Genomic DNA, 6,425 nt, shown 5'->3' on the forward strand with positions numbered 1-6,425 from the left:
GCGGCACGGTCATCCCGGTCGGCAGGTAGGTGGCGGCCAGGCCCAGCTCAGGACTGGAGAACAAGGCGAACTGCAGCGCGTCGGGCGGCGGGGCGCTCGGGCTGCTCGCCAGGTACGCCAGCTCGCGGTTGACGACGAGGGACCCCATCGACAGCCCGGCGATGTGCACCGGTGCACCACCGCTGCCGGCGACCGCACTCGTGATCATTTGGTCGAGCGTGAGCCGTCCCATTGCGACGGCCTGGTTCACGGTCGGCGCGAGCGGGCTGCCGCTGAAGATGCCCATGCTGGCCGGGTAGTTGACCACCTGAGCCAGGCTGTCGGGGAACCAGTTCTCGCCGACCAGCGGGTTGAGCAGGTGGTATGCCTGCAGGACCGACGCCGACCAGGGCGCGGAGATGCCTTGCAGAGCGATCTGCCCCAGGGCGGGCAGCTCGGTCAGCAAACGCGGCGCGTACAGCGGGCCCGCACCCCCGACCGTGAGCCGTACACCGGCCGCCGGTGGCGGCTGGGCAGCGTTGACGATTTCGGTGCCCAGGTAGGCATCAGCGTTCGCCGTCAGGGTGCGCACCAAGCGCTCGCCGTACTGCGCCGCCTGCGCGCTGACCGCCTGGTAGGCGCGGCCGTGCGCACTGAACAGATCCGCAATGCGGGTCGACACCTCGTCGGCCCCGGCCGTCAGTAACGACGTGACGGAGTGCGCCGCTGCCCTGTTCGCCGCGTCGACGGCCGTCCCGAGGGCACTCAAATCGCTTGCGGCGCAGACCAGAAAATCCGGTGCTGTCACCACATACGACATCGAGGGGCCTCCTTGCCCGGCAACCGGGCCCGATCCGGTCGCCTAGACGCAAACAGTAGGTGAGGCTACTCGAACAGCCGGAACCGCACCCGGCAAATCGTGGGATCGGTTGGGCGGCTATGAGTCGAGCAGCGAAAGGACCTCTGCGACAACGGAATCCAACGGAACCGATACCTGATCCCCGGTCCTGAGGTCCTTGACGCCGACGGTGCCGGCGTCGATGTCGCGGTCGCCGGCAACCAATGCCAGTCGCGCGCCGGAGCGGTCGGCCGCTCGCATGGCCCCTTTGAGCCCGCGGTCACCGTAGGCCAGGTCGACGCGCACGCCGGCCGCCCGCAGGGCGCCACCCAGCACCGCCAGGCGCAGCTTGGCCGCCTCACTCAACGGCACGCCGAACACGTCGCAGCGGGCGGGCTGACCCACGCTCTTGCCCTCGGCACGCAGGGCGAGCAGCGTGCGGTCCACGCCCAGCCCGAACCCGATCCCGGACAGGTCCTGCCCACCCAGCTGCCGCATCAGCCCGTCGTACCGGCCACCGCCGCCGATACCGGATTGCGCGCCCAGCCCGTCGTGCACGAACTCGAACGTGGTCTTGGTGTAGTAATCCAGGCCGCGCACCATCCGCGGGTTGATCACATACCGAACACCCAGCGCGTCCAGGTGCGAGAGCACGGTGTCGAAGTGTTGCTTGGCGGCATCGGAGAGATGATCGAGCAACACCGGCGCGTCGGCGGTCATCGCCTTGACCTCGGGGCGTTTGTCATCGAGCACCCGCAGCGGGTTGATCTCGGCCCGCCGTCTGGTGTCCTCGTCGAGGTCGAGTCCAAACAGGAAATTCTGCAACAGTTCTCGGTACTGCGGTCGGCAGCTCTCGTCGCCGAGGGAGGTGATCTCCAGCCGGAACCCATCCAGGCCCAGGGACCGGAATCCGGCGTCGGCCACCGCGATCACCTCGGCGTCCAGCGCCGGGTCGTCCACACCGATCGCCTCGACACCCACCTGCTGCAACTGGCGGTAGCGGCCGGCCTGCGGCCGTTCGTAGCGGAAGAACGGACCGGCGTAGCACAGCTTGACCGGCAGTGCGCCGCGGTCCAGGCCATGTTCGATGACCGCGCGCACCACCCCGGCGGTGCCTTCGGGCCGCAGCGTCACCGACCGGTCGCCGCGGTCGGCGAAGGTGTACATCTCCTTGGACACCACATCGGTGGACTCGCCGACACCACGGGCGAACAGGGCGGTGTCCTCGAAGATCGGCAGCTCGATGTCGCCGTAACCGGCGCGGCGGGCGGCGCCGAGCAGCCTGTCGCGCACCGCGACGAACTGCGCGGAATCCGGCGGTAGGTAGTCCGGAACACCTTTGGGCGCAACGAATTCCGTCACGAACTCAAACCTTCGAGGAACGGGTTGAACCGGCGCTCAGCGCCGATGGTGGTGGCGTTGCCATGCCCGGGCAGTACCACGGTGGGGTCGTCGAGCACCAGCAATTTATCGACGATGGAGCGCAGCAGGTCCCGGCCGCTGCCGCCGAACAGGTCGGTGCGCCCGACCGACCGCTCGAACAACGTGTCGCCGGTGAACACCACGTCGGCGTCGTTCTCGGCGGCCTGCCGGATCCGGAAGCACACCGAGCCACGGGTGTGGCCGGGCGTGTGGTCGACGTTGACCGAGATGCCGCCCAGGTCGAGCTTGTCTCCGTCGCGGTCCAACTCGACGACCTGCTTGGGTTCGCGGAAGAACGCGCCGGCCATCAGCTGGGCGACCCGCGGGCCGAGCCCGTAAATCGGGTCCTTGAGCATGAACCGGTCCTCGGGATGGATGAAGGTCGGGCACCCGAAGGTGTCCGACACCTTCTGGGCCGACCACATGTGATCGATGTGGCCGTGGGTGATCAGCACCGCGGCCGGGGTCAGCCGGTGCTTGTCGAGGATGCCGCGCAGCTGGCCCATCGCCCGCTGGCCGGGGTCGACGATCAGGGCGTCGGATCCAGGCCGCTCCGCCACCACGTAGCAGTTGCACTGCAGCAACCCGGCGGGGAATCCGGTGACCAACATGGTCCCAGTTTCCCATCCCCAGCGTCATGGAATGATGGCGGCCGTGCCAACGAACCAGCAGCGACGTGCGACGGCCAAGCGCAAACTCGAGCGGCAGCTGGAGCGCCGCGCCAAGCAAGCCAAGCGGCGCCGGATCCTGACGATCGCCGGGGGCGCGGTGGCCGCGGTGGCGGTGGTCGCCGCCGTGGTGGTTGCCGTCGTCGTCAGCAAGGACGACAACAAGGGCAATCCGTCGGCTTCGGCCACGCCCAGCAGTTCCGCACCGGAGTCACCGTCGGCGGCCGGCCTGCCGCCGGTGCAGCTCGGCAACGCGGTGCCGCTGCCGCAGTTCAAGGCGCCGCCGAACCTGGGCGCCAACTGCCAGTACCCCGCCTCGCCTGACAAGGCCGGCAAGGAGGTCAAGCCGCCGCGGACCGGCAAGGTGCCCACCGAGCCGGCGCAGGTCAGCGTCAGCATGGTGACCAGTCAGGGCAACCTCGGCCTGATGCTTGCCAACAACGAATCACCTTGCACGGTGAACAGTTTCGCGAGCCTGGCCAACCAGGGGTTCTTCAAGGACACCAAATGCCACCGGCTGACCACGTCGCCGTCCCTGTCGGTGCTGCAGTGCGGGGACCCCAAGGGCGACGGCACCGGCGGACCGGGCTACCAATTCGCCAACGAATACCCGACCAACCAGTACCCGGCCAACGACCCCAAGCTCAAAGAGCCCGTCATCTATCCGCGTGGCACGATCGCCATGGCCAACGCGGGTCCGAACACCAACAGCAGCCAGTTCTTCCTGGTTTACCGAGACTCGGCGCTGCCGCCGGAGTACACGGTGTTCGGGACCATCCAGGCCGACGGGCTGGCTACCCTCGACAAGATCGCGGCGGCCGGCGTGAAGGGCGGCGGCGACGACGGACCGCCGGCCCTGGATGTGACCGTCACGTCGGTACTGCTCGACTAGGAGATTCGTGGCCGAAACCGCATTCGGTCGCTACCAGCTGCAGGGACTGCTGGGGCGCGGTGGCATGGGCCAGGTCTATCGCGCCTACGACACCGCGACCGATCGCGTCGTGGCCATCAAGGTGCTGCCCCCGCACCTGGCGGAGGACAAGGAATTCGAGCAACGCTTCCGCCGCGAGGCCCGCACTGCGGCCGGCCTCAACGACCCCCACATCGTGCCCATCCACAGCTTCGGGGAGATCGACGGCCGGCTCTACGTCGACATGCGCCTGGTCGAGGGTCGCGATCTGGTGCGGTTCATCGCCGAGAACGGCGGCCGCGTCAGCCCCGCGAAGACGGTCGCGATCATCGAACAGGTCGCCGCGGCACTGGACAGCGCGCACCGGGCCGGACTGGTGCACCGCGACGTCAAACCCTCCAACATCCTGGTCGCCAGCGCCCGGGACTTCGTCTATCTGATCGACTTCGGGTTGGCCCGCGCCACCACCGACACGGCGCTGACCAACACCGGGCACACGATGGGCACCCTGGCCTATCTCGCGCCCGAAAGGTTTAGTGGCACAACGGATCCCCGCGCCGATGTGTATTCGTTGGCGTGCGTGCTGTACGAGTGCCTGACCGGGCAACGGCCGTATCCGGGGGACAGTTACGAAGAGCAGATCAAGGGCCACCTGCACTCCCCGCCGCCGCGGCCGACGGCGGTCGCGCCCGACATTCCGCCGGCCTTCGACACGGTGGTGGCCCGCGGTATGGCAAAGGACCCGCAAGCGCGGTATCAGACGGTGCTCGAACTCTCCGACGCCGCCCGCGCGGCGCTAGGTGGAGGAGGTTTGGTGCTGCCCCCGCCGCCGCCGTCGCCGCCGGCCGGGGCATACCACCAGCCATGCCCCGAGGGTCCGACCGGGCCGGTTCAGGCGGGTAGCCGCAGCGCGCTGGTGTTGACTGTCGCCGGCTCGGGGTTGTTGCTGTTGCTGGTGGCTGTGGTGGTCGCTGTTTTCGCGAGCAACGACGATCCGGGCCCGAGCACCCCGCCGACGACCACCACGACCACCACCCAGGCGCCACCGACGAGCGAGACGACAACGGACAGCACCGACTCGTCCGAGACCACCGAGGTCACCGACACCACGACCGGCGGTCCGACTCCGTAATCCGGGTGACTATGCTGCTGACGTCACCCGGTACACGTCGTAGACGCCTTCGACATTGCGAACGACGTTCAACAGGTGCCCGAGATGCTTGGGGTCGCCCATCTCGAAGGTGAACCTGCTGATCGCCACCCGGTCACCGGAGGTGGTGACCGACGCGGAGAGGATGTTCACCTTCTCATCGGCCAGCACCCGTGTCACGTCCGAGAGCAACCGGTGCCGGTCCAGGGCCTCCACCTGGATCGCCACCAGGAACACCGAGGACGGGGACGGCGCCCACAGCACCTCGATGATGCGCTCGGCCTGCTGCTGCAGTGACGCGGCGTTGGTGCAGTCGGTGCGGTGCACGCTCACTCCCCCGCCGCGGGTCACGAAGCCCATGATCTGATCGCCCGGCACCGGGGTGCAGCACTTGGCCAGCTTGGTCAGCACGCCCGGGGCGCCGGGAACCGAGACGCCCACGTCTTCGGTGCTGCGCGGCCGGCGCGGCATGGTCGCCGGCGTGGACCGCTCAGCCAGATCCTCCTCGGCCTGGTCGATCCCGCCGAGTTCGGCCAGCAGCCGCTGCACCACGTGGCGGGCCGAGACGTGTCCCTCACCGATCGCGGTGTACATCGCCGAGACGTCGGTGTAGTGCAGCTCGCGGGCCACCGCGGCCATCGATTCACCATTGACTAAGCGCTGCAAGGGAAGTCCACCGCGCCGCACCTCGCGGGCCATGGCTTCCTTGCCGGATTCCAGCGCCTCTTCGCGACGCTCCTTGGCGAACCACTGCCGGATCTTGGTCTTGGCACGCGGGGACACCACGAACTGTTGCCAGTCCCGTGACGGGCCGGCGTTCTGCGCCTTGGACGTGAAAACCTCGACGACTTCGCCGTTTTCCAGCTTGCGTTCCAAGGCCACCAGTCGGCCGTTGACCCGCGCGCCGATGCAGCGATGCCCCACCTCGGTGTGCACCGCGTAGGCGAAGTCCACCGGCGTGGACCCGGCCGGCAGGGTGAACACGTCACCCTTGGGCGAGAACACGAAGATCTCTTGCACCGCAAGGTCGTAACGCAACGACTCCAAAAACTCACCGGGGTCGGCGGCCTCCCGTTGCCAGTCGAGCAACTGACGCATCCAGGCCATGTCGTCGATCTCGGCGGCGGCGTGCGGATGCGGAACACCGTTGCGGCCCTTGGCTTCCTTGTACCGCCAGTGCGCGGCGATGCCGTACTCGGCGGTGCGGTGCATGTCGCGGGTGCGAATCTGCACCTCCAGCGGCTTGCCCTCCGGGCCGACGACGGTGGTGTGCAGTGATTGGTACACCCCGTATCTGGGCTGCGCGATGTAGTCCTTGAAGCGGCCCGCCATCGGCTGCCACAGCGAATGCACCACGCCCACAGCGGCATAACAGTCACGGATCTCGTCGCACAGGATGCGGATGCCGACCAGGTCGTGGATGTCGTCGAAGTCGCGGCCCTTGACGATCATCTTCTG

General features: G+C 68.2%; 5 protein-coding genes and 1 pseudogene. 2 read left to right on the forward strand and 4 right to left on the reverse strand.

Features of this window, described 5'->3' with window-relative positions; genetic code table 11:
- From A9X01_RS25195 to A9X01_RS25205, 3 genes are all read right to left on the reverse strand, one after another.
- Positions 1–799: PE domain-containing protein (locus tag A9X01_RS25195; RefSeq protein WP_081282627.1), on the reverse strand; the 799-nt coding region annotated here is incomplete at its 3' end.
- Positions 800–916: 117 nt separating this feature from the next.
- Positions 917–2,179 (reverse strand): histidine--tRNA ligase, encoded by a 1,263-nt coding sequence (gene hisS / locus A9X01_RS25200; protein ID WP_065123327.1) that lies wholly within the window; start codon positions 2,177–2,179, stop codon positions 917–919.
- Positions 2,176–2,850, reverse strand: coding sequence for an MBL fold metallo-hydrolase (locus A9X01_RS25205; RefSeq protein WP_065123328.1), 675 nt, complete (start codon positions 2,848–2,850; stop codon positions 2,176–2,178). Before A9X01_RS25205 ends, hisS begins: the two co-directional genes overlap by 4 nt.
- A 43-nt stretch (positions 2,851–2,893) precedes the next feature.
- Here A9X01_RS25205 and A9X01_RS25210 point away from each other — a divergent pair, with 43 nt between their 5' ends.
- Both A9X01_RS25210 and A9X01_RS25215 read left to right on the forward strand, forming a co-directional pair.
- Positions 2,894–3,799 (forward strand): peptidylprolyl isomerase, encoded by a 906-nt coding sequence (locus A9X01_RS25210; protein WP_065123329.1) that lies wholly within the window; start codon positions 2,894–2,896, stop codon positions 3,797–3,799.
- 64 nt (positions 3,800–3,863) lie between these two features.
- Positions 3,864–4,865, forward strand: a pseudogene (locus A9X01_RS25215) (serine/threonine-protein kinase); the annotation flags it as partial.
- A gap of 93 nt (positions 4,866–4,958) precedes the next feature.
- On the opposite strand, the gene A9X01_RS25220 reads toward A9X01_RS25215, so the two are convergent.
- A partial coding sequence (locus A9X01_RS25220) for a RelA/SpoT family protein (protein WP_081282629.1) occupies positions 4,959–6,425 on the reverse strand: 1,467 nt, incomplete at its 5' end.

It is taken from the genome of Mycobacterium asiaticum, assembly GCF_001668675.1.
GTDB lineage: Bacteria > Actinomycetota > Actinomycetes > Mycobacteriales > Mycobacteriaceae > Mycobacterium > Mycobacterium asiaticum_D.